Source organism: Kribbella sp. NPDC051770, assembly GCF_040681455.1.
Classification (GTDB): Bacteria; Actinomycetota; Actinomycetes; order Propionibacteriales; family Kribbellaceae; genus Kribbella.
On sequence record NZ_JBFAYT010000011.1, the window covers coordinates 268,202 to 287,157 of the forward strand.

The following is an 18,956-nucleotide window of genomic DNA, read 5'->3' on the forward strand; positions in this document are numbered from 1 at the left end:
GCGGGAGCGGAACCCCTGGAGCGATCGATGTCCGAGCAGTATTTTCCGCATCTCGCGGCCTTCGTGTCGCAGTTCCTGGTGAAGGCCTACGCCCGCAAGCTCGGGCATTCCCACGTGTGGTGCCCGGAGTGGTACCGCCACTTCGAGGCGATGTGCCGCCTCGACGCACTGTGGCGTTCCTGGGAGTACCTGCGCCAGGACGGCGACACCGGGATGTCGATGTGGTGGCGCGACCACGCCGACCACCACATGACGTTCCTGCTCGACCCGGACGGCCCGTTCGGACCGTGCCGGCGCGAGCACAGCGAGTACCCGATCGCGGACCTGCCGCTGATCGACCCACCCGAGGGCCTGTTCGAGGACGAGCGGGAACCGATCGCCGTCTCGGCCTAGCTCTGCTTGGTGAGCTTCCAGAGGCCGGGCAGGATCGCGCCGGCGACGGCGGCCTTGATCAAGCCGCCCACGATGAACGGGGTGAAACCGGCGGCGATCGCCTGGCTCGCGTTGAGGTGCGCGGTGACGGCGAGCCACGGCACACCGACGGCGAAGATGATCGCCTGACCGGCAACGAACAGCGGGAGCGCCTTCCACAGCGCCCGGTCGAGCTGGTGCTTGGCGGCCAGGCCGATCAGGTACGCCGCCGGCAGGAAGCCGACGATGTAGCCGCCGGTCGCGCCGCTGATCACCTCGAACCCGCCGGACGCCTCGCTGTAGAACGGCAGCCCGATCGCGCCGAGCACCAGGTAGAGCGCCTGACCGGCGAGCCCGCGGTACGGGCCGAGCGCGGCGGCGGTCAGCACGACGGCCAGCGTCTGCCCGGTGATCGGCACCGGCGACCCCGGGACCGGGATCGCGATCTGCGCCAGCGCGGCGGTGAACAGCGCCGCGGTGACGACCAGCGCAACGTCACGGGCCCGGGACCGGCCCAGGACGTCGGCGAGCACGAGCGGGCGCTGAGCGGGCAGGGGTACGGCGGTGGTCACGAAGCCTCCACATCGGTCGGCCGCCCAGGTGAACCGGGCGGCCAGGTACAGAACGGACGCCTCAGTCTGCCTCAGCTCCCTGCCGCGACAACCACACCTGTGTCGGTGATCACTCCGGTTAGGAGGCGCCGGGAGCGGCTGTCTCCAGCCCGACCTCCGCGGCTGCCGCGAGCAGGCGTTTGTCGTACGTGACCAGTGCTGTCAGCGCCAGGCCTTCCAGGACCAGGGTCTGGGCGCTCGCGAGGTGGATCGCATCGAGGGTCCGCAGCATCGGGTCCGCGTAGGCGGCCGCGGTGGCGAGCACGGTGTCGTCCATCGGCACCCGGTCGAGCCGGGCCAGCACCGTGGGAACGGCGGCGAGCCGGCCGGGGTCTGAGCGGCGGAGGGCCCGGGGGACCTCGGTCAGCACCAGTGACGACGCGACCAGTTGCGTGTCGGACTGGGCGGTCAGCCACGCGACCAGGGCCGCACTCTCCGCCTCCGGGCGGATCAGTTTCACGATCGCGGCCGAGTCCAGGAAGATCACAGACGCTCCTCGCGGAGGTCCGAGACGATGTCGGTGGAATCGGTCGACAGATCCGGCTCACCCGGCGGCATGACCACCGGCGCCGAGATGGTGGAGGGGATCAACCGGCCACGGCGGATCAGCTCGCTCCGGGTGCTGGTGGCGTGATCGATCGGCACCAGGCGGGCTGCGGGCCGGCCGCTGACCGTGATCTCCACGGACTCACCGTTGGCGACCCGGGCCAGTACGGCGCTGGTGTGCTGATTGAGCTCGCGCACGGGGATACTGTCCATGCACCGAGTGTAGAACACGGTGTTCTACACTCGGTAGTCCCGCACGCTCCCCTCAGCGAACATCTCGTCGGTGTGGCCGACTAGGCTCTGTGTCGTGCCGGAGGTATACGACCCGCTGACCGATCCTGCACCGGCCCACGACGTCCGGGCGGTGCTGCGGATCCGGGCGTTCCGGCGGCTCTGGATCGCCTTCGGGCTGTCCAGCCTCGGGGACTGGATCGGGCTGCTCGCGCTGACCGCGATGGCCAAGAACTTCGCCGGTGACGACTACCAGGCGGCCAACTTCGCGATCGGTGGGGTGCTGTTCCTGCGGGTGCTGCCCGCGCTGGTGATGGGGCCGGTGGCCGGGTGGGTCGCCGACCGGCTCGACCGGCGCTGGACGATGATCCTCGGCGACATGATCCGGGCGGCGTTCTTCGTCAGCATCCCGATCGTCGGCACCCTGACCTGGGTGCTGGTGGCGACCGTGCTGATCGAGATCGTCAGCCTGATCTGGGGTCCGTCCAAGGACGCCAGCGTGCCGAACCTGGTGCCCCGGCACCGGCTCGAGGCGGCCAACCAGCTGAGCCTGGTCACGACGTACGGGACGGCCCTGCCGGCCGCGGTGATCTTCACCGCGATCACGCTGGTCGGCCGCGGTCTGGGCGACGTCGCGATCGACCTGGCCGTCTACGTGAACGCGCTGACCTTCGCGGTCTCCGGGTTCGCGATCATCTCGGTCGCCGAGATCGGCCGGGCCGGCCGGCACGACCACGAGGAGCACCCGACGCTGTGGCGGACGATGGTCGAGGGCTGGTCCTACGTCACCGGTACGCCGGTGGTCCGCGGCCTGGTCGTCGGCATCTCCGGCGCCTTCGCGGCCGGCGCGGTGGTGATCGGCCTCGGCCGCACGTACGTCGAGGACCTGGACGCCGGTGATCCCGGGTACGGCGTGCTGTTCGGCGCCGTCTTCGGCGGGCTCGCGCTCGGGATGGGGTTCGCGCCGCGGATCTTCTCCGGGCTGTCCCGGCGCCGGCTGTTCGCGGCCGGGCTGGTCGGGTCCGGGATCGGGCTGGCCGGGCTGGCGCTGATCCAGCAGCTCGAGATCGCCACCATGATCGCGATCGTGCTCGGCTTCTGCGCCGGCGCCTCCTGGGTCTCGGGGTACACGCTGCTCGGCCTGGAGGTCCCGGACAACGTCCGCGGCCGGACGTTCGCGTTCGTGCAGTCGGCGGTTCGGACCGTGCTCGCGCTGACGCTCGCGGTGGCGCCGTTCGTCGCGGGGGCGATCGGGCGGCAGACGTGGAGCGTCGGCGGCCGGTCGGTGAGCTACAACGGCGCCGCGCTGACGATGCTGATCGCGGCGGTGCTCGCGGGCGTGATCGGGCTGGTCGCCTGGAAGCAGATGGACGACCGGCCCGGCGTACCGTTCTGGCGGGACGTCCGGAAGAGCTTCGGGAAGACGCCGGGCGTCTACCCGACCACCGGGCTGTTCGTCGCGCTCGAGGGCGGCGAGGGCGCGGGGAAGTCGACGCAGTCCGCGCTGCTGGTGAAGTGGCTCGAGGAGCGCGGGCAGCACGTGCTGCTCACCCGCGAGCCCGGCGCGACGGAGCTCGGGAAGACGCTGCGGCAGATCGTGCTCGACCCGGCCACGGGAGACATCTCGCACCGGGCCGAGGCGCTGATCTACGCCGCCGACAAGGCCGAGCACGTCGACTCGGTGATCAAGCCGGCGCTCAAGGCGGGCTCGGTGGTGATCACCGACCGGTACGTCGACTCCGCGCTGGCCTACCAGGGCTCCGGGCGCGACCTGGACCTGTCGGACGTCGAGCGGGTGAACCGCTGGGCCACCGACGACCTCCGGCCGAACCTGACCATCCTGCTCGACCTGCCCCCGCGCAGCGGCCTGGGCCGCTTCGAGGAACGCGACCGGATCGAGGCCCAGTCCGCGGACTTCCACGAGCGGGTCCGGTCGGCGTTCCTGGAGCTGGCGGCCGCCGAGCCGCAGCACTACCTGGTCCTCGATGCCACGCAGGACCGCGAGCAGATCGCCCGGCAGATCCAGGCCCGCCTGCTGCCGCTGCTCCCGAACGTCGGAGCGACCCCCACGCCCGACCATGTACCGGCCGCCGATCAGGAGAGCTGACAGATGACGGTGTGGGACGACCTGGTCGGTCAAGAGCCTGCGGTGGACGTGCTGCAGCGGGCGGTCGCGGGTGCCGCGGCTCGACTGCGCGGCGAGGGCGGCGCGGCGACGGCCGGGATGACCCACGCCTGGCTGATCACCGGCCCGCCCGGCTCCGGCCGGTCCAACGCGGGCCGCGCGTTCGCCGCCGCCCTGCAGTGCCCGAACGACGGCTGCGGCGAGTGCAACGAGTGCCGTACGGCGCTCAGCGGCGCGCACCCCGACGTCTCCCTGATCCGCACAGAGCTGCTCTCGATCCGTGTCGGTGAGATCCGCGAGCTGATCCGCCGGGCCGCGATGAGCCCGACCCAGGGGCGCTGGCAGGTGATGGTCGTCGAGGACGCCGACCGGCTCACCGAGCAGGCGGCCGACGCGCTGCTGAAGAGCATCGAGGAGCCGGCGCCGCGGACGGTCTGGGTGCTGTGCGCGCCGACCGTCGAGGACGTCGTACCGACGATCCGGTCGCGCTGCCGGCTGCTGGTGCTGCGGACGCCGCCGGTCGCGGCCGTCGCGGAGATGCTGAGCCGCAAGCTCGGGGTGGATGCCGAGCTGGCCGGGTTCGCGGCGCGGGCCGCGCAGGGCCACATCGGCCGGGCCCGGGCGCTGGCGCGGGACGAGTCGGTGCGCGAGCGGCGGACGAAGGTGCTCGAGGTGCCGTTCGCGCTGCGGGACCTCGGGGCCTGCCTGAAGGCGGCCCAGCAGCTGGCCGAGGCCGCCAAGGAGGAGGCCAAGGCGAGCGCCGCGGCCGTCGACGAGAAGGAGCGCGCCGAGCTCGAGCAGGCGCTCGGCGTCGGCACCAAGGGCGCCAAGCCACGCGAGGCCGCGGCCGCGGTCAAGGATCTGGAGGAGCAGCAGAAGGCCCGCGCGAAGCGCTGGGAACGCGACGTGCTCGACCGGTCGCTGGTCGACCTGATGGCGCTCTACCGCGACGTCCTGGTGGTCCAGACCCGGGCCGGCAGCGACCTGATCAACGCCGAGCTGCACAAGTCGATCACCCAGTTCGCCGACCGGACCACGCCCGAGCAGACGGTCCGCCGGATCGGCGCCCTGGCCGCCTGCCGCGAGGCCATCGAAACGAACGTGGCGCCGCTGCTGGCCTTGGAAGCGATGACCATCAGCCTGTTCGAAGGCTGACTTCCGGGCACCGTGTTCGAGGCGTGAGACACGGGTCTGGGTTGCGGACTCGGTGTAACGAAGGTAGGGGTGCGGGCGATGTGCTGGCTGGCTGGGGAAATCAGCCGTTGGCCCTCGCTAAAGGAACTGGATGACCCAACCGCCTCGGCCTGTCGAGCCTGCGCGGTCGCTGCCGTCGGCTGAGTCGTGGCTGGACGGTGTGCCGACGCCGACGCAACGACGGCTGGACCGCTTCGCCGTCGCGGCGCTGGCCTTCAGCCTGCCCGGGCTGATCCCGGTGGCGGTCCCGCTCGCGGTCGTGGCGCTGCGCCGGACCCGCCGAGCCGGGACCCGCGGCCGGCGGATTGCCCAGGCGGCGCTGGCGCTCTCGGGCTGCTGGGTGATCGCGATCGGCGTCGCCGCCGCGCTCGGCCTGTACGGCGAACGCCAGGCCGGTATCGGCCGGTCGGTCCCGATCGCCGAGGTCCGGGTGATGCAGTGCTTCCACGCCGACCTGTCGGCCGAGACGCTGCGGATGGTGACCATCGCCGACTGCGGCGCGTCGCACTCCGGCGAGGCGTACGCGAAGGTGACCGCGGCGATGACCGGCCTGTCGACCGAGCAGAAGGAGACCTCGGCGACCCAGCACTGCGCGACCGCCTTCCAGGAGTTCGTCAGGACGCCGTACGAGCGCTCGGACCTGGACATGTACTACGTGGTGCTGGAAGATCAAGCTGTTGCTGATGGCAACGTGCTGTGCATGGTGGGCGGGGAACGCCTGGTGGGATCCATGCGCGGGGCGCAGCGCTAGGCCTGGGGGAGAAGACCATGACACACCCGCCGTACCCGCACGACCCGAACCGGCCGCAGGACCGGCCGCGGAGCTTCCCGTCGTACGGTCAGCCCCAGCAGCCGCCCGTGCAGCAGCCTGGGCCGGCGCCGTTCGTGCCGCCGTACTCGGCGCCTCAGCAGCCGCACTTCCAGCAGCAGCAGTACCCGCCGGTGCAGTACCCGCCGGCGTACGGGCAGCCGCCGGTGCCGTACGGCTACGGCTACCCCGGGCAGGTGCGCCGGACCAACAGCCTGGCCACGGCCGCGCTGGCCACCGGGCTGGGCAGCATCATCTTCACGATCGCCGCGCCGGTCGCGATCGGGCTCGGGATCGCCGCGCTGGTCCAGATCAAGAAGCGCAACGAGGAGGGCACCGCGCAGGCGGTGATCGGCCTGATCGCGGGCACCGTCGTGACGGTGGCCGCCGCGATCGTGCTCGCGCTGATCGCGATCGGCGCCTCGCTGCCCGACGACGAGTACTCCAGCGGCGGGACGCCGGTCAGCTCGACCAGCGCCCCGGGTGTCTACATCGACGCGCTGGTGGTCGGCGAGTGCTTCGACGACACCTCCGACGAGGACGAGGTCACCCGGGCGGCCTGCAGTGTCGACCACGACGGCGAGCTGTACGCCGTGGTGACGCTGCCGGCCCAGGACTGGCCCGGTGACGAGAAGGTCGGCGAGCTCGGCGAGAAGGCCTGCAACGAGAAGTTCCGCCCGTACGTCGGGATCGACGTCTCCGACTCCGAGCTGGACCCGGTCAGCTGGTACCCCGAGCGGGCCGGCTGGAACAGCGGCGACCGCAACATCTACTGCACGGCGTACGGGCCGGACGGGGATCCGCTGGACCGGACCGTGAAGGACAGCAAGCGCTGAGTGACCGCCGGTGGCAAGTCTTCGCCACCGGCCCGCCCCTCCGTGGGTAGTTGACGATTCAAGAGCTACTCTTGAATGAGTCAAACGAATGATTCACGGGGAGTGTGGGTTGTGGCGACGACGACGGTGACCGGGTACCTGCTGGACCGGCTGGCCGAGCTCGGGGTACGACATCTGTTCGGCGTACCGGGGGACTACAACCTGCAACTGCTCGACGAGGTCGTCGCGCACCCGGCGATCGAGTGGGTCGGGACGGCGAACGAGCTCGGGGCGGCGTACGCGGCCGACGGGTACGCGCGGATGCGGGGGATCGGCGCGCTGCTCACGACCTCGGGGGTGGGCGAGCTCAGCGCGCTCAACGGGCTGGCCGGGAGCTACGCCGAGCTGCTGCCCGTCGTACACATCACTGGGAGCCCGAAGTCGGCGTTCGAGCGGACCGGGGCTTCGGTACACCACACGGCTGCGGACGGGGACTACGAGCGGTTCGCTCGGGCGGCGGAGAGTGTCAGTTGCGCGTTGGCGACGCTGACGCCGGAGAACGCCGCTGGTGAGATCGACCGGGTGCTGCTGGCGGCGCTGCGGGAGCGGCGGCCGGTGTACCTGCGGATCCCGGCTGACGTGGCGACTGCTCCGATCGACTCGGCTGAGGGTGCGCTGGTCGTTGCCGAGCCGGAGGTGGACGAGGATGCGCTGCAGGGGTTCCTCCGGCATGCGCAGGTGGTGCTCGGGAGGGCGCGGACGGCGGTCGTGCTCGCCGACCACCTGGTCGACCGGTACGGCGCGCAGCACGAGCTCGACCTGTTGCTTGCCGAGAGCAACCTCCCGTACGCCGACCTGGCGATGGGCAAGGGGCTCGTCGACGAGTCGGACCCGCGGTTCGCGGGCACGTACTTCGGGGCGTTCAGCCGGCCGGGGACGCGGGAGGCCGTCGAGTCGGCGGACGTGCTGATCCAGGCCGGGGTGCGGTTCACCGACACGACGAGCGGGTTCTTCAGCCAGCAGATCGACGCGACCCGGGTGATCGATCTGCAGCCCGAGGCCGCGAAGGTGGGGAGCGCGCTGTACGCCGGCGTACCGCTGAAGGCGGCGCTGGCCGGGCTGGCGAAGCTGTTCGTCGACCTGCCTCCGTTCGCGGTCGAAGCGCCGGTCGCTGGGGATGCGCGGGCCGCTGCGGACGCGCCGACGCTGTCGGCGACGGCCCGCACGAGCTCTGCTGATGGGTTGCTCTCGCAGGACGAGCTGTGGAGCCACGTGACCACGTTCCTGCGCGGCGACCACTTCGTCGTCGCCGACCAGGGCACGGCGTTCTTCGGGATGTCCGGCCAGCCGCTGCCGGCCGGCGCCGGGTTCATCGGCCAGCCGCTGTGGGGCTCGATCGGGTACGCGCTCCCCGCGCTGCTCGGCGCCCAGCTCGCCGACGACCGCCGCCGCGGCATCCTGCTCACCGGCGACAGCGCCGCGCAGATGACCGTCCAGGAGCTCGGCAGCATGGTCCGGTACGGCGTCAGCCCGATCGTCGTCCTGGTCAACAACCAGGGCTACACGATCGAGCGCGCGATCAACGGCCCGCGGGCGGCGTACAACGACATCGCGCCGTGGAACTGGCACACGGTCGCCGCCGCGATGACCGCCGACCAGGCGCTGCTCCTCACCGCCCGCACGGCATTGGAGCTGGACGAAGCGCTGGCCGAGGCCGACGCCGCGCCGGACCGGCTGGTGTTCCTGGAGGTCCACACCGGCATCGACGACATCCCACCGCTGCTGGCCCGCATCGCCGCCGCCGCAGGAGGCCGCGCCGCCTGATCTCAACAGCCCTCAACCGTGAATGCCCTACTCTGGCCGCGTGGGTATGGTGATGGCGGTGTCGTTCGAGCGGTACGGACGGCTGTACTACCTGGACCCCGGTCCGCACCGGCCGCGGGTCGGGGAGAAGGTGCTGGTTCCGACCGATGACGGACCCGAGGTCGCCGAGTGTGTGTGGGCGCCGCAGTACGTGACCGAGGAGATCGGTGGGCTGCCGCGGTGCGAGGGCGTCGCGACCGACGCCGACCTGGAGCGGGACGAGCAGAACCGTGACCGGCGCGCCGACGCCCGGCTGACCGCGAAACGGCTGATCCGCGAGCACGGGCTGCCGATGAAGGTGGTCGGGATCGACTTCGTCGACCGGCGCCCGGACGTCGACCAGCTGGTGATCGTGTACTTCTCCGCGCCGCACCGCGTCGACTTCCGCGAGCTCGTCCGCGACCTCGCCCGTGGACTGCGCGCGAGGATCGAGCTGCGTCAGGTCGGTGCGCGCGACGAGGCGCGCCTGCAGGGCGGGATCGGGCCGTGCGGCCGCGACCTGTGCTGCGCGACGTTCCTGAAGGACTTCGAGCCGGTCAGCGTCCGGATGGCCAAGGACCAGGACCTGCCGCTCAACCCGCTCAAGATCTCCGGCGCGTGCGGCCGGCTGATGTGCTGCCTGAAGTACGAGCACCCGCTCTACCAGGAGTTCAACGCCAAGGCGCCGAGCGTCGGTACGCCGGTGGAGACGCCCGCCGGCGACGGCGTCGTGGTCGGGCACAACGTCCCGAGCGACACGGTCGTCGTACGGCTCGCTGCTTCGGGTCGGCGCTGCGCGTGCAGCCGGGCGGACGTGTGCTCGCCGCGGCAGCAGTACGAGGCGAGCAGCACGACTACGCCGGACGCGCCTGCTGAGTTGCCGACCCCGGTACGCCGGGAGCCGGCCGCGGACCAGCCGGCCGCTCGGCAGCGACCCCCGGCGGCGGAGCCGCGCGCGGGCGACGTACCGGCGCAGGCCGACGAGCCCCCGGCCGCCGAGCCCGCTCGCCGCCGCAAGCCCCGGCGGCGCCGGCGTTTGAGCGACCCGTCGACGGACACCGGGTCCACCAGCGCTGAACCGGACGACAACTCGGGAGACGGCTCGTAGTGAAGACGTGCAGGGTGGTTGCAGGGCTGCTGGTGCTGGCGCTGGTCGGAGGATGCGGGGTCGCGACCCGCGCCCAGGACGCCGACAACGGCGGGACGACGAGCGGGAACCCGACCAACGGGCCGGCCGGGCCGATCCCCGCGGGGCTGGAGAAGTTCTACCAGCAGACGCCGTCCTGGCAGCGCTGCGGCTCCGGCAGCCAGTGCGCGACGATCACCGTCCCGCTCGACTACACCAAGCCCACCGGCGACACCATCGAGCTGCGCGCCCGCAAGATCCCCGCGCGCGACCGGACCGGCAAGATCGGCACCCTGTTCATCAACCCCGGCGGCCCCGGCGCCTCCGGCGTCCAGTTCGCGGCCGCGGCGTCGTTCGTGCTCGGGCCGGCGCTGCTGCGCAAGTTCGACGTGGTCGGCTGGGACCCGCGCGGTGTCGGTGACTCGACGCCGGTGCGCTGCCTGGACACCGAGGAGCAGGACAAGTTCATCGCGACCGACGGCAGCCCGGACGACGACGCCGAGATCACCGAGCTGAACACGGTGTCGAAGGGCTTCGCCGACGCCTGCGAGGAGCGCTCGGGCAAGCTGCTGCCGCACGTCTCCACCGAGGACGCGGCCCGCGACATGGACGTGCTGCGCGGGCTGGTCGGCGACGTCGAGCTGAACTACATCGGCTACTCGTACGGGACCTTCCTCGGGGCGACGTACGCCGAGCTGTTCCCGAAGAACGTCGGCCGGCTGGTCCTGGACGGCGCGGTCGACCCGGCCAAGACGGCCGAGGAGAACAACATCGCCCAGGCCAAGGGTTTCGACACCGCGCTCGACGCGTTCGCCGCCGACTGCGCCGGCCGCAACTGCGAGCTCGGTACGACGAAGGCGGAGGTGCTGGCCGCGGTCGACAAGCTGCTCACCGAGACCGACGCCAAGCCGATCCCGACCGGCGGCGACCGCGAGGTGACGCAGGCGCTGGCGGTGCTCGGCGTGATCTACCCGCTGTACTCGCAGGAGGCGTGGCCGCGGCTCGAAGAAGCCGTCGCGGACGGGCTCGAGGGCAAGGGCGCGCGGCTGCTGGCGATCGTCGACGAGAACACCGACCGGACGCCGCGCGGCTACACGACCAACGCCAACGAGGCGATCTACGCGGTGAACTGCCTGGACCGGCAGGACATCAAGTCGGTCGCGGAGGCCAAGACGCTGCAGGCGAAGTACCTGGCCGAGTCGCCGCGGTTCGGGGCGTACCTGCTGTGGGGTTCGCTGGCCTGCGCGAACTGGGCGGTGAAGCCGACCGGCAAGCCGCACGCGATCAAGGCGACCGGCGCGAAGCCGATCGTCGTGATCGGGACCACCCGCGACCCGGCTACGCCGTACGCGTGGGCGGTCGGTCTGGCCGGGGAGCTGGACAGCGGTGTGCTGATCACGCGCGACGGCGACGGGCACACGGGTTACAAGGCCGGCAACCAGTGCGTGGACACGGCGGTGGAGAGCTATCTGCTGCAGGGTTCACCGCCTGCGGCAGACCTGAAGTGCTGACGGTACGGCGCTGAGCCGGGCGGGCCGCCGTCCTCGCTGCGTCGGGAAGGCTCGCCGCCCTCGGCTAGCTCGGGCGGTCGTCGCCGCCCGCAGGCAGCTGCAGGGTCTCGGTCGCGTGCTCCAGCACCGCGCGCAGCCCGGCCTCGTCCTGGGGACGGCCGCCGACGGTGATCTCCATCGCCGACCGCCCGCTGTCACCCGCGGAGATCCAGCGCGACAACCCCATCCGCGGCCCGCGTGCCTTGTCCGTGTACGTGTAGACCAGCGTCGCGTTCTCGGTGCTCAGCACCTTGTAGTCCGGCTCGTCGATGCTGCCCTGCCGCGCCGAGAGCAGCGCCGTCGGCGTCTGCTTGCTGCCGCGCGCGTCGAACCGGACCTGCCAGACGCCGGTCGGGTCGACGTACCGGGGCCTCGTGCCGCTCTGGGTACTCTTCCAGCCCGCGGGAACCTCGGCGGTCACCGGCGACCGCTCGCTCCCGAACGTCTCCGCGACGAACTGCAACGCGTCCGGCCGGAGCCCGTCACCCACACTCGGCGAAGGCGTCGGCGTGGGACTGGTGACGACGGTCTGCGCGGAGTCGTCCCCCGTCGCGCTGTTGACTGCCAGCACGGTGCCGAACACGGCGACACCGACGGTCATCCCGGCCAGCGTCGCCAGCAGCGCCTGGTGCCTGGGCGTGAGCATCCGGACCTCCGCATCCCTTTGTCGTCGCCCTCGATTATCGACCACGAAGGGGGCGTCAGTGAAACCGCGGCTACGCTGACCCGTCGTGGAGCTCGATGCCGCGGTACGCCGCTACCTCGCCGGTGAAGCGGACCGGTCCGACCTGAAACTTCTGGTCAAACAGTTGCTGAAACTCCTGGTGGCCAAGGCCCCAGGCCACGCGGTCGAGGTCCGCGTCCCGCCGTACGGCGCAGTGCAGTGCATCGAGGGCCCGCGCCACACCCGCGGCACTCCAGGCGCCGTCGTAGAGATGCCGCCAGACCTCTGGATCGACCTCGCCCTCGGCCGCATCGAGTGGCCCGAAGCCCGCGACAGCGGCCGCCTCAGAGCCAGCGGGGAGCGCACCGACCTCAGTGCGCTCCTACCGCTGCTCGAGTCCTAGCGACCGCTGGTGCGGGTAGACCAGACCGGGGTCTTGCCGGAGTAGATGACCAGGTTGCCGTCGCCCTGCATCTGGAGGATGGAGCTCTTCTTGTTCGTGCGGCTGGACCAGAGGGGGGTCTTGCCGACGTAGACGACCAGGTTGCCGTCGGTTTGCATGATGGCGAAGGCGCCCTTCTTGTTGGTCTTGCTGGACCACAGGGGGGTCTTGCCGGCCTTGACCAGGACCAGGTTGCCGTCGGACTGCATCTGCAGGCGGTACATGCCGTTGCGGGAGTAGAGCAGCTGGCCGGTCTTCAGGGTGCGGCCGGGGTTCAGGGTTTCGATGACCGTCCAGCGTGACCAGTAGGCGTGCTTGGCGGTGTCGTACATCACCAGGTTGCCGTCGTCCTGGACCTGGAGGCCGGACGGCTTCTTGCCGTACGTGCTGCTCGTCCAGAGCGCCCGGGTGCTCAGGAAGACGACCAGGTTGCCGTCGCGCTGCAGCGAGATGGAGGCGCCCTTGACGTTGGTGCCGCTGGCCCACAGGGCGGTCTTGCCCTGGTAGAGGACCGCGTTGCCGTCCTTCTGCATGATGAACAGGTACTTGTTGTTCCACGAGCGGCGGTACTGCCCCGGTCGCAGGATCTCCCCGGGCTTCAGCGTGTACGGCACCCCGCTCTGTACCGCCGCCGGTGCGGTGGCGGTCGTCACGCTCGCGTCCGCGGCGACCGGCGCGAGCAGCGCCGTACCGAGTGCGGCCGCGCCCGCGGCGACGAGGGCGATGGCCCGGGTGCGGACCGTCGTGGTCGAGATCATCTGGTTCTCCGTCGTGTGCTCCGGGCGCCGGGCCGTCCCCCGCGCCGTCGTAGTTGACGCCGGACGCGGCGGATCGGTTCCGGTCCAGACCGCGTCCAGAGCCGACGGTAGAGCGGTAAAGGGTTCGTCGAGGCGCGCGACCGGGTGCCACTATGTGCCAGTGGCACCTAGTTTCCGCGAGCGCCTGGCCCGCCTGAAAGTCGATCTGACCCCGTGGCGGGCGTCCCGCGACTTCCGGATCCTGGTGATCTCGGGCTCGGTCTTCTTCCTCGGCGGCATGGTCGGGTACGTCGCGCTGCCGTTCCAGCTCTACCAGCTGACCGGCTCGAACTTCGCGGTCGGTGCGATGGGCCTGGTGACGATCGCCCCGCTGGTGATCTTCGGCCTGTACGGCGGCGCGCTGGCCGACCACGTCGACCGGCGCAAGATGCTGATCCTGACCGGGATCGCGCAGGTGGTGATCTGCGCCGTCCTGCTCGCGAACACGCTGCTGGCCAGCCCGCAGGTCTGGGTGATCTACGTCGCCGGCGCGCTGAACGCGATCGCGTCGTCGCTGCAGCGCCCGTCGCGCGAGGCGCTGTTCCCGCGCGTCGTCCGGCACGAGGACATGCCGGCCGCGGTCACGCTCAACTCGCTGACGCTCCAGGTCGGCCAGCTCGCCGGGCCCGCGCTCGGCGGCGTACTGGTCGGCACGGCCGGCGTGACCTGGGCGTTCGCGGTGGAGCTGGCCGGGCTCGTGGTGGCGACCGGGCTGTTCGCGATGCTCGGCTCGTACAAGCCGAGCGAGCACAGCACGCCACCGAGCCTGCGCGCGATCGGCGACGGCATCAAGTACGCCGTACGGCGCCGCGACCTGCTCGGGACCTACGCCGTGGACATGGTCGGCATGTTCCTGGCGATGCCGATCGTGCTCTTCCCGGCGTTCGCGACCGAGGTGCTGAAGGAACCGAAACTGCTCGGTCTCCTCTACAGCGCCGAGGCGGTCGGCGCGATGCTCGCGACGCTGACCAGCGGCTGGGCCCGCCGCGTCCACCACCACGGCCGCGCGGTGGTGCTCGCGACCATCACCTGGGGTGCGTCGGTCGGCATCGCCGGGCTGGCGCCGAACATCTGGTTCGCGATCGCGTTCTTCGCCGTCGCGGGCGGGGCCGACATGATCTCCGGCCTGTTCCGCGCGGTGATCTGGAACCAGACCATCCCCGACGAGATGCGCGGCCGCCTGGCCGGGATCGAGATGCTCTCGTACTCCCTCGGCCCGCTGGGCGGCCAGTCCCGCTCCGGCCTGGTGGCCGACCTGACGTCGGTGCGGACGTCGATCGTCAGCGGCGGCATCCTCTGCGTGGCCGGCGTGATCGGCACTGCCGCCTGGCTGAAGGACTTCTGGCGGTACGACGCCCGCACGGACGAGCACGCTGTTCGAGAACGAGAGCTGCGCGGCGCCGCGGGCTAGTGGGTCAGGCCCGCGCCCGGACACGCGAACGCTGACCGGCGTCCGGCGGCGCCGTACCGGCATCCAGCACGGCATGGCCGAGCGGGGTCAGCGTGTGCCACACGCTGGTCCGTTCCCGTCGCGACGTGACCAGGCCGGCTTCGCGCAGTACGCCGACATGCTCGGAGGCTGACGGCCTGGAGACGCCGAGCTGTCTCGCCAGTTCGCTCGTGCTCGCGCCGTACGTGAGCGCGACCAGCACGGCTCCGCGCGTCCGGCCCAGCAGCGCGGCGAGCGCCCGCTCGTGCTCGTCGGTGCCGGACGACCGCAGCGACGACATCCGATGCGGAATCGGACACACGAGCACCGGTGCGAACCCCGGACCGGACAGCGCGAGAGGCGAACGCCAGCAGAAGAAGGCCGGCTGCACCGTCAGCCCCCGGCCCGCCAGGTACACGTCTCGCTCCACACTGGAGTCGATGCTCAGCACCGGCTCCCGCCACGTGATCGACGGATGCGTCGACGCCAGCAGAGCCGCCGTACCGGCGCTGGTGAGGATCCGTGCCCGGGTTGCGATGTCGGCGTCGACCTCGCGGCGCAACACACTCCAGTACGGCGCGATCGCCTGCTCGTGATAGGCCCGCAGCGCCGCGTCCCGCCCCTCGATCAGATCGGCGCCACCACCGGCGGACGTACGAAGGCCCAGCCTCCCCGACGGCGCGACGCGCAGGTACTCACGCGCCTCCGAGCACAACGCCGACCGCACCTGCGACCGCCACTCGTCGTACACCAACGGCCCACCGAGCAGATCGATCTGGCGAGCGCTCAGCATCGCCTCCCACCACGGGTCCGCTCCGGGAGCGAGCCGGACCCGCATCAGATCTTCCGAGGTGAAGTGGATCCGCAGCATCGGCAGCCTCCGGTGCACGCAAACGTGTGGTGGCACCGGAGCCCGGCGCCACCACACATTCCACCCGCAGGCGCTTTCAAAGCGCTGTCAGATCCGGCCGGACGCGACAGCACGCCTCTGATCGGCGGTCACCCGGCGAGGGTGAACCGCAACCATGAAGTCCCCACGAAGAAGTTCGCGACCGGCCCGCGGCAGATGACGCGGACCGGGGGCACCGCGCTGCCGTCGGGCATGCTCAGGCTCCACGTCCGCGGCGACTCCAGCCGCCCCTCCGCCAGCCGCCCGACCAGGACGTGCCCTGGATCGTCGTAGCTTCCGATCAGGCCGACGGAGTCGCCCGAGGACACGATCCCGTTCGGGCCGTGCGCGCCGGCCGTGCTCACCTCGACCTCACCGCGCCGGATCCGCAGCACCGGAAAGTCTGCGTACGTGCAGGCCAGCACGGCGTCCCCGGAGACGTTCAGTGCGTAGCAGGCGTCGATCCACACGTCGTCCGGCGGTGACTCCCACTGCTTCTCGAACCGTCCGGACCATTGGACGATCCCTGCTGCTCCGAGCGGTCGAGGTCCTGGACCGTTCCACCCGAACGCGCCGAACACCCCTTCGTCGGAGTAGCCGGCCCAGATCCTCCCTTCGCCATCCAGCTGAAGATGCTCCACGCCGTCGCCGAGCGTTCCGGTCCGCTCGACGGTGCCGTCGGCGGAGTACACGAACGCGTTGTGCTCCGGCGTGCCGTCGGTCCATCGGCAGCGTGCCCCCACGACCAGATAGCCACCGCCCGGCATCGGCTGCACCAGCGGGTGCGCCAGCGGGAACCGGTCGACGACAGTCACCACTGGCAGCACCGAGCCGTCCGCGGCATGGCGCACCAGGACAGCGGACGGAGACGTCGCCGTCCTGGTCGCCGGGTACGACGCACCGTCCGGGCTCGTCTGCCGGCCCAGGATGTCGGCGGCCCCGGACGGGCTCGACCACACCGCGGCCGGCCCGTCCGGTCCCATGCCGACCGCCACGAGCGTCCCGTGACCCGCCGGGGCTTGCAGCACGCCCGCGAGCGTCAGTCGCGCGTCAGCCACGTGGACGCTCACCACCAATCGTCGAGACTTCATCCGCCCGGTCGGTCACTTCCGGTAGAACTGCCCGATCGAGCCGTCCCGGCGCATGCCCAGCACATAGGTGTAGCCGTCGATCACCAACGTGAACTGTGAGCTGCTCCGGGTTCCGTTCAGGTAGTCACGGATACCGAGAGCATTCTGGCGTACGACGCGGTCGAGGTACCCGGTCACGCTGGCGATCGAGTCGGTCGGCGCGAAGTACGTCTGGGTCGCCTTGGTGTCGGTACCGAAGTACTGCCACATGTGCCGGGTCATGACGTGCACCATGCGCTCGATCGAGAGACTGGCCGTGAATCCGCCGCCGACGTCGTAGACCCGCGGAGTCCACCCGGCCTGCGACAGCGCGGCCCTCGCCTTCTGCGTCGCGCACTGGTGGTACTTCGGGGCAGCGGCGATGCGCATCCCCGAGGGCGGGGCGAAGCAGCTGTTCTCGAAGTACCACTGGACCATGTTCCAGTTGCCGATCGCGAGGTCTCGCCACTGCGAGACCGAGATGCTCTCCTCGCGCGCCTCGACCTGTCTCCAGAACAACCACTCGGAGAAGGTGTCGTACTCCAGCACGTCGTCGGTCAGGATTCGGTAGAGCTTCTTGCACGGACCCTTGCAGAGCCGCCAGACGGCGACGCTTTCCAGGACGGAGCTGAGGGCCGCGACCATCGCGTGGATGGTGTCGAGAAGGTCACCGATCCCGTCGGTCAGCACGTCGGTCTCGAAGGTCGGGCTCAGTACGTGCGCCAGGCAACGGTCGAACAGCGGACCGCCGCGCCCGTACAGGTTCTCGCAGAAGACCCCTTGCTTGTAGGCCAGCTGACTCGGGTCGAAGCCGTCCTCGACGAGTTCGACCGTGTTGTCCGCGATGTCCTTCAGGCAGTCCAGGTTGTACCCCTGAGGTGTGAACTCGCCGGGCAGCAGGGGGTTGCGGCACGTCGCTGTCGCCTTCTCCGCCTCGGAGATCAGCTCGTCGGTCATCAGCCGGTAGGCCGCGCCGAGAGCCCGGTCGTACTCCGCCGCCGCCTCGACGACACTGCGGCCTGCCTCCTCGGCGAGCCGCCGGGCGTCGTTCGCGCTGTCGATCGCCTGGTTCGCGAACCGCTGCGCCTTGGACAGGGAGATGCGTGCCCAGGTCGCCGACTGGGCCGCGGACTCCGCGGACCGGTGAGCGGACGCGGCGGCGCTGATCGCCGTCCGCGCCGAGGCCGCCGCTTGGGTCGCCGAGGCCTGCGCACGGCTTGCCGCCGCGACCGCTGCCGCGGCATGAGCACCTGCGTCGAGCGCCGCCTGTTCGGCAGCGGCGGCATGCTCGGCCGCTTCCGCGGCCGCACCGGCCGCCAGCGCGGCGGACTGCCAGGCCCGCATCGAGTTCTCCAGGGCACGGGTTGCCGCTTCCTCCGCCTGGGTCACCAGGGATGCGACGGCCTCCTCGTGCGCCGCGGTGTCGTGGTCCCGTAACGCCGCCTGGTACTGCCCCTGCTCGATGAACTTGGTCCGGAAGGCGCGCGGTCCCTGCAGCGCGATGTCGGCCGCGATCCGCAGTTCGCTGCCTTCCGGGGCACGGGCCAGTACCTGGTTGACCTTGATCTCCTCGTCGGCCTCCCGGGCCGCGTGCTGACCGGTCTTGACGAACTCCCGCAACGGGAGCGCGGAACCGTCGTCGAGGACGTGTGTCGCCGCGTCGACGGTGTGCTGGTCGCCGTTCTTCCGGGCCGCCGCAAGGATCCGGTTCACGGCCAGCGTGTCCTCGTCGATGCGTTCGGGGTAGGTCACGTTGCGCAGGAAGGCGGCGACCTCGACATCGGTACCGCGTGCGGCGGACTTGATCGCCGCCTGCATGGCCGGTGTCCCGGTACTGCCCAGCCCGGCCAGCGTGGTGCGATCGTCCATCCCCTCCGCCTCGGCCAGGCCGCCACGGACGAAGGTCAGGAGCTGCTCGTCGTTGCCGGCCAGGGCGTCGCGCGCCGCCTCGCTGGTCCAGGTTCCGGGCATCCGGACCAGGGCCAGCGCCACCTCGCGTCCCTTCGCCACCGCCACCTCGCGCGATGTGCCCGGGTTCGCGATCACAGCGAGCGCGGTGTTCACCGCCGGGGTGTGCCAGTCGGCCTGCGGTTGGTCGTACGACGGCACGTCCAGACCGTCGGTCTGGATGATTCGCGCTGCCTCACGGGCAGCCTCCAGCCCCTGCTCGTGCGCCACCTCCAGGCGGGCCCGGTCGGCCTCGCGCGCCGCGGTGTAGATCGCGCCCGCCTGCTCGGCCGCGGTCTGTGCGGCGACGGCCGCGGCCTCCGCCGCCTGTGCGTGCTCCCTCGCCAGCGCTGCCGCGTTGGCTGCGTTGCCGGCGTGCTCCGCGGCATCCTCGGCCGCGGTCGCCGCCCGGGCGGGGGT

The 18,956-nt window shown here is 71.2% G+C and carries 18 protein-coding genes; 10 read left to right on the forward strand and 8 right to left on the reverse strand.

Translation table 11 applies throughout. The features are described from left to right. Positions 1–27 precede the first annotated feature (27 nt). The gene (locus tag AB0M01_RS31550) at positions 28–393 is read left to right on the forward strand and encodes a DUF4913 domain-containing protein (protein ID WP_363675967.1); all 366 of its coding nucleotides are present in this window, start codon (positions 28–30) and stop codon (positions 391–393) included. On the opposite strand, the gene AB0M01_RS31555 is transcribed toward AB0M01_RS31550, so the two are convergent. From AB0M01_RS31555 to AB0M01_RS31565, 3 genes are all read right to left on the reverse strand, one after another. Next, a complete protein-coding gene (locus AB0M01_RS31555; RefSeq protein ID WP_363675969.1) occupies positions 390–983 on the reverse strand; it encodes a biotin transporter BioY in 594 nt (197 codons plus the stop codon). The two genes, AB0M01_RS31550 and AB0M01_RS31555, sit on opposite strands and share 4 nt — an antisense overlap. A 118-nt stretch (positions 984–1,101) precedes the next feature. Continuing rightward, a complete protein-coding gene (locus tag AB0M01_RS31560; RefSeq protein ID WP_363675971.1) occupies positions 1,102–1,509 on the reverse strand; it encodes a type II toxin-antitoxin system VapC family toxin in 408 nt (135 codons plus the stop codon). Next, complete coding sequence (locus AB0M01_RS31565) at positions 1,506–1,781, reverse strand: type II toxin-antitoxin system prevent-host-death family antitoxin (RefSeq protein ID WP_363675973.1); 276 nt, start codon at positions 1,779–1,781, stop codon at positions 1,506–1,508. The genes AB0M01_RS31560 and AB0M01_RS31565 overlap by 4 nt, the downstream gene beginning before the upstream one ends. A gap of 94 nt (positions 1,782–1,875) precedes the next feature. Here AB0M01_RS31565 and tmk point away from each other — a divergent pair, with 94 nt between their 5' ends. From tmk to AB0M01_RS31600, 7 genes are all read left to right on the forward strand, one after another. Beyond that, a complete protein-coding gene (gene tmk, locus AB0M01_RS31570; protein ID WP_363675975.1) occupies positions 1,876–3,906 on the forward strand; it encodes a dTMP kinase in 2,031 nt (676 codons plus the stop codon). 3 nt (positions 3,907–3,909) lie between these two features. After that, a complete protein-coding gene (locus AB0M01_RS31575) occupies positions 3,910–5,079 on the forward strand; it encodes a DNA polymerase III subunit delta' (RefSeq protein WP_363675977.1) in 1,170 nt (389 codons plus the stop codon). Between the two features lie 130 nt (positions 5,080–5,209). Then, positions 5,210–5,869: a DUF4190 domain-containing protein gene (locus tag AB0M01_RS31580; RefSeq protein ID WP_363675979.1), complete on the forward strand. Its 660-nt coding sequence runs from the start codon at positions 5,210–5,212 to the stop codon at positions 5,867–5,869. 17 nt (positions 5,870–5,886) lie between these two features. Next, a complete protein-coding gene (locus AB0M01_RS31585) occupies positions 5,887–6,762 on the forward strand; it encodes a DUF4190 domain-containing protein (protein ID WP_363675981.1) in 876 nt (291 codons plus the stop codon). A 111-nt stretch (positions 6,763–6,873) separates the two neighbouring features. Continuing rightward, on the forward strand, positions 6,874–8,565 hold the full coding sequence (locus tag AB0M01_RS31590) for a thiamine pyrophosphate-binding protein (RefSeq protein WP_363675983.1): 1,692 nt from the start codon (positions 6,874–6,876) through the stop codon (positions 8,563–8,565). A 46-nt stretch (positions 8,566–8,611) separates the two neighbouring features. After that, positions 8,612–9,691 (forward strand): regulatory iron-sulfur-containing complex subunit RicT, encoded by a 1,080-nt coding sequence (gene ricT, locus AB0M01_RS31595; protein ID WP_363676015.1) that lies wholly within the window; start codon positions 8,612–8,614, stop codon positions 9,689–9,691. A gap of 14 nt (positions 9,692–9,705) precedes the next feature. Continuing rightward, complete coding sequence (locus tag AB0M01_RS31600; protein ID WP_363675985.1) at positions 9,706–11,220, forward strand: alpha/beta hydrolase; 1,515 nt, start codon at positions 9,706–9,708, stop codon at positions 11,218–11,220. A 64-nt stretch (positions 11,221–11,284) separates the two neighbouring features. Here AB0M01_RS31600 and AB0M01_RS31605 read toward each other — a convergent pair whose 3' ends face one another. Then, positions 11,285–11,905 carry a hypothetical protein gene (locus AB0M01_RS31605; RefSeq protein WP_363675987.1) on the reverse strand — a complete coding sequence of 207 codons (621 nt, stop codon included), beginning with the start codon at positions 11,903–11,905 and terminating at the stop codon, positions 11,285–11,287. 85 nt (positions 11,906–11,990) lie between these two features. Here AB0M01_RS31605 and AB0M01_RS31610 point away from each other — a divergent pair, with 85 nt between their 5' ends. Beyond that, a complete protein-coding gene (locus AB0M01_RS31610; protein ID WP_363675989.1) occupies positions 11,991–12,326 on the forward strand; it encodes a sterol carrier family protein in 336 nt (111 codons plus the stop codon). Here AB0M01_RS31610 and AB0M01_RS31615 read toward each other — a convergent pair. Then, positions 12,323–13,123: a hypothetical protein gene (locus AB0M01_RS31615; RefSeq protein ID WP_363675991.1), complete on the reverse strand. Its 801-nt coding sequence runs from the start codon at positions 13,121–13,123 to the stop codon at positions 12,323–12,325. The two genes, AB0M01_RS31610 and AB0M01_RS31615, sit on opposite strands and share 4 nt — an antisense overlap. 160 nt (positions 13,124–13,283) lie before the next feature. On the opposite strand from AB0M01_RS31615, the gene AB0M01_RS31620 reads away from it, so the two are divergent. Further along, a complete protein-coding gene (locus tag AB0M01_RS31620; RefSeq protein ID WP_363675993.1) occupies positions 13,284–14,573 on the forward strand; it encodes an MFS transporter in 1,290 nt (429 codons plus the stop codon). 4 nt (positions 14,574–14,577) lie between these two features. Here AB0M01_RS31620 and AB0M01_RS31625 read toward each other — a convergent pair whose 3' ends face one another. The 3 genes from AB0M01_RS31625 to AB0M01_RS31635 form a co-directional block, all read right to left on the reverse strand. After that, a complete protein-coding gene (locus AB0M01_RS31625) occupies positions 14,578–15,462 on the reverse strand; it encodes a winged helix-turn-helix domain-containing protein (protein ID WP_363675995.1) in 885 nt (294 codons plus the stop codon). Positions 15,463–15,590: 128 nt separating this feature from the next. Continuing rightward, positions 15,591–16,550 (reverse strand): hypothetical protein, encoded by a 960-nt coding sequence (locus AB0M01_RS31630; RefSeq protein WP_363675997.1) that lies wholly within the window; start codon positions 16,548–16,550, stop codon positions 15,591–15,593. 33 nt (positions 16,551–16,583) lie between these two features. Next, the coding region (locus AB0M01_RS31635) for a hypothetical protein (RefSeq protein ID WP_363675999.1) at positions 16,584–18,956 on the reverse strand (2,373 nt) is incomplete at its 5' end.

What these genes read in the sequence shown, in the direction of transcription:
- AB0M01_RS31550 (WP_363675967.1), top strand. Translation starts at nt 28, where the DNA reads ATGTCCGAGCAGTATTTTCCGCATCTCGCGGCCTTCGTGTCGCAGTTC.
- AB0M01_RS31625 (WP_363675995.1), bottom strand. Translation starts at nt 15,462, where the DNA reads ATGCTGCGGATCCACTTCACCTCGGAAGATCTGATGCGGGTCCGGCTC.
- AB0M01_RS31580 (WP_363675979.1), top strand. Translation starts at nt 5,210, where the DNA reads ATGACCCAACCGCCTCGGCCTGTCGAGCCTGCGCGGTCGCTGCCGTCG.
- AB0M01_RS31605 (WP_363675987.1), bottom strand. Translation starts at nt 11,905, where the DNA reads ATGCTCACGCCCAGGCACCAGGCGCTGCTGGCGACGCTGGCCGGGATG.
- ricT (WP_363676015.1), top strand. Translation starts at nt 8,612, where the DNA reads ATGGTGATGGCGGTGTCGTTCGAGCGGTACGGACGGCTGTACTACCTG.
- AB0M01_RS31565 (WP_363675973.1), bottom strand. Translation starts at nt 1,781, where the DNA reads ATGGACAGTATCCCCGTGCGCGAGCTCAATCAGCACACCAGCGCCGTA.
- AB0M01_RS31615 (WP_363675991.1), bottom strand. Translation starts at nt 13,123, where the DNA reads ATGATCTCGACCACGACGGTCCGCACCCGGGCCATCGCCCTCGTCGCC.
- AB0M01_RS31585 (WP_363675981.1), top strand. Translation starts at nt 5,887, where the DNA reads ATGACACACCCGCCGTACCCGCACGACCCGAACCGGCCGCAGGACCGG.
- AB0M01_RS31575 (WP_363675977.1), top strand. Translation starts at nt 3,910, where the DNA reads ATGACGGTGTGGGACGACCTGGTCGGTCAAGAGCCTGCGGTGGACGTG.